Raw genomic sequence first — 2,850 nt, forward strand, 5'->3', positions numbered from 1 at the left:
CCGGCCTCAGGCCGGCGGGGTTCCCAGCCGCAGCGACAGGTCGAGCGCCTGCACGTTCTTGGTGAGGGCGCCCACCGAAACGTAGTCCACCCCGCACGCGGCGATTTCCGCCAGGCGCTCCATCGTCACGCCGCCGGAAACTTCCAGCGGCGTGCGTCCTGCCGATCGGCTGACCGCTTCGCGCAGCGCGTCCAGGCTGAAGTCGTCCACCAGGATGCGGTCGCAGCCGGTGGCCAGGGCCTGGTCGAGCTCATCCAGGTCCTCCACTTCGATGATCAGCGGCAGCTCCGGATGCAGTGAGCGCGCCGCGGCCGCCGCAGCCGCGATCGAGCCGGCGGCCTTGATGTGGTTTTCCTTCAGCATCACCGCGTCGTAAAGACCCATGCGGTGGTTGACGCCGCCGCCGGTGCGCACGGCGTACTTCTGCGCCAGGCGCAGCCCGGGCAGGGTCTTGCGGGTGTCCAGGATGCGGGTGCGGGTGCCGGCCACGGCGGCGACGTAGCGGGCGGTGCACGTGGCGGTGGCCGACAGCGTCTGCAGGAAGTTCAGCGCCGGGCGCTCCGCGCTGACCAGCGCACGGGTGCGTCCGGCCAGCGTGACCAGCACCGTGCCCGCCGCGACCGCCTGGCCCTCGCTGACGCGCCAGTGGATACGCACCGCCGGATCCAGCGCCTGGAAACAGGCGTCGAACCACGGGCGCCCGGCGATGGTGCCGGCCTCCTTGGCGACCACCCAGGCTTCGGCCGGCAGGTCAGGCAGCAGTTGGGCGGTGGCGTCGCCCGGGCCGATGTCTTCGGACAGGGCGCGGCTGACGTCGGCCAACACCCGGTCGGCGGGCGGCGTGGGGCCGGCCATCAGCGCGGGAAGTCGGTGACCTGGGCGACGGCCAGGGCTTCGTCCGCCAGCAGCACCGGGATGCCGTCTTCGATGCGATAGACGGTGCGGCGGTCCTGCGTGACCAGGGCCTCGGAAAGCGCATCGGACTGCGGGCTGCCGTCGGCGCGAACCACGGTGCCGGCGGCAATGGCGCGGTTGACGGCCGCCAGCTCCGGCCCGCCCAGCAGGGCCAGCGGCTGCTTGCTGGTGGGGCAGCAAAGGATGTCGAGCAGTTTGCGGTCCATGGGCGTGGCTGTGTCCGGCGTGGGCTTGTGTCTAGAATAGCGTTTTGCCGAAGCCGCCCGCCATGAATGAACGAGCCGCTGCACCGCTGGACGCTGCTTCCCCGCTGGTTGGGGTGGTGATGGGGTCGCGCTCGGACTGGGAGACCATGCAGCACGCGGTCACCCGGCTGGAACAGATGGGCGTGCCGCATGAGGTCAGGGTGGTGTCGGCTCACCGCACGCCGGACCTGCTGGTGGAATACGCCAGATCGGCGCAGTCGCGCGGCCTGCGCGCCATCATCGCCGGCGCCGGCGGCGCCGCCCCCTTGCCGGGCATGCTGGCGGCGATGACGCCGGTGCCGGTGCTGGGCGTGCCGGTGCAAAGCAAGTCGCTCAACGGGCTCGATTCGCTGCTGTCGATCGTGCAGATGCCCGCCGGCGTGCCGGTGGCCACTTTCGCCATTGGCGCGGCGGGCGCGGCCAACGCCGGCCTGTTCGCCGCGGCGCTGCTGGCGCCCGACCACGCGGCGGTGCGCGCTGCGCTGGACGGCTTCCGTGCCCGGCAGACCCAGGACGTGCTGGATCGTCCGGACCCGCGGCAGCCGTGACCACCGTCGGCATCCTCGGCGGCGGGCAGCTGGCCCGCATGTTGGCGCTTTCGGGCGCACCTCTGGGCCTGCGCTTCCTGGTGCTTGATTCGACCCCGGACGCCTGCGCCGCCCAGTTCGCGCCGCTTCTGCAGGCCGACTATCGCGACCAGGACGCGCTGGCGGCCTTTGCCGGCCAGGTGGACGTGGCGACTTTCGATTTCGAGAACGTGCCGGCCGAAAGCGCCCGCTGGCTGGCCGAGCGGGTGCCGGTGTTCCCCAGTCCGCGCGCCCTGGCCGTGGCCCAGGACCGGCTGGCGGAGAAAACGCTTTTCCGCGAGCTGGGCATCCCGGTGCCCGAGTTCGCCGACATCGCCAGCCGGCAGGCCATGGACGAGGCACTGCTGCGCATCGGCACGCCCTGTATCCTCAAGACCCGCCGGCTGGGCTACGACGGCAAGGGTCAGTTCCGCATCAAGTCGCCGGCCGATGCCGATGCGGCGTGGGCGGCGCTGGGACCGCAGGCCGACACCGTCGGGTTGATCCTGGAGGGCTTCGTTGCTTTCCAGCGCGAGCTGTCGGTGGTGGCCGTGCGCGGCCGCGATGGCGAACTGCGGGCCTGGCCGCTGACCGAGAACTGGCACGAGTCGGGCATCCTGTCGGCCAGCCTGGCGCCCGCCAGCGTGGACGCGGTGCTGCAGGCGCAGGCGCTGGACACCGCGCGCAAGGTCGCCGAGGCGCTCGATTACGTGGGCGTGTTCGCGCTTGAGCTGTTCCTGCGCGACGGCGTGCTGCTGGCCAACGAAATGGCCCCGCGCGTGCACAACTCCGGTCACTGGACCATCGAAGGCGCGCAGACCTCGCAGTTCCAGAATCACCTGCGGGCCGTGCTCGGCCTGCCGCTGGGCGACACCCGCGCCATCGGTTACAGCGTGATGCTGAACTGGATCGGCGAGATGCCGTCGCCGCTGCCGGTGCTGGCCGAGGCCTGCGGCCACTGGCATGACTACGGCAAGTCAGCGCGCGAGGGCCGCAAGGTTGGCCACGCCACGCTGCGCGCCGACAGCCGCGCGGAGTTGGCCGACGCGCTCGACCGCAGCGGCCGCGCCCTGGGTCGCGAGGCGCAGGTAGCGCCGCCCGTGGCCAGGCTGCGCGAGCCGGGC

At 72.1% G+C, this 2,850-nt stretch carries 4 protein-coding genes; 2 read left to right on the top strand and 2 right to left on the bottom strand.

The window, feature by feature from the left end; genetic code table 11:
- Positions 1-6: 6 nt before the first annotated feature.
- Together nadC and K0M70_RS06370 are read right to left on the bottom strand one after the other, a co-directional pair.
- Positions 7-858 carry a carboxylating nicotinate-nucleotide diphosphorylase gene (nadC, locus tag K0M70_RS06365; RefSeq protein ID WP_290780774.1) on the bottom strand — a complete coding sequence of 284 codons (852 nt, stop codon included), beginning with the start codon at positions 856-858 and terminating at the stop codon, positions 7-9.
- On the bottom strand, positions 855-1,121 hold the full coding sequence (locus tag K0M70_RS06370; RefSeq protein WP_290780771.1) for a Trm112 family protein: 267 nt from the start codon (positions 1,119-1,121) through the stop codon (positions 855-857). The genes nadC and K0M70_RS06370 overlap by 4 nt, the downstream gene beginning before the upstream one ends.
- Positions 1,122-1,183: 62 nt before the next feature.
- On the opposite strand from K0M70_RS06370, the gene purE reads away from it, so the two are divergent.
- Positions 1,184-1,708, top strand: a complete 525-nt coding sequence (purE, locus tag K0M70_RS06375; RefSeq protein WP_290780772.1) for a 5-(carboxyamino)imidazole ribonucleotide mutase — start codon at positions 1,184-1,186, stop codon at positions 1,706-1,708.
- A partial coding sequence (locus K0M70_RS06380; RefSeq protein WP_290780773.1) for a 5-(carboxyamino)imidazole ribonucleotide synthase occupies positions 1,705-2,850 on the top strand: 1,146 nt, incomplete at its 3' end. The genes purE and K0M70_RS06380, both read left to right, overlap by 4 nt.

Source organism: Arenimonas sp. (genome assembly GCF_019459675.1).
Lineage (GTDB): Bacteria > Pseudomonadota > Gammaproteobacteria > Xanthomonadales > Xanthomonadaceae > Arenimonas.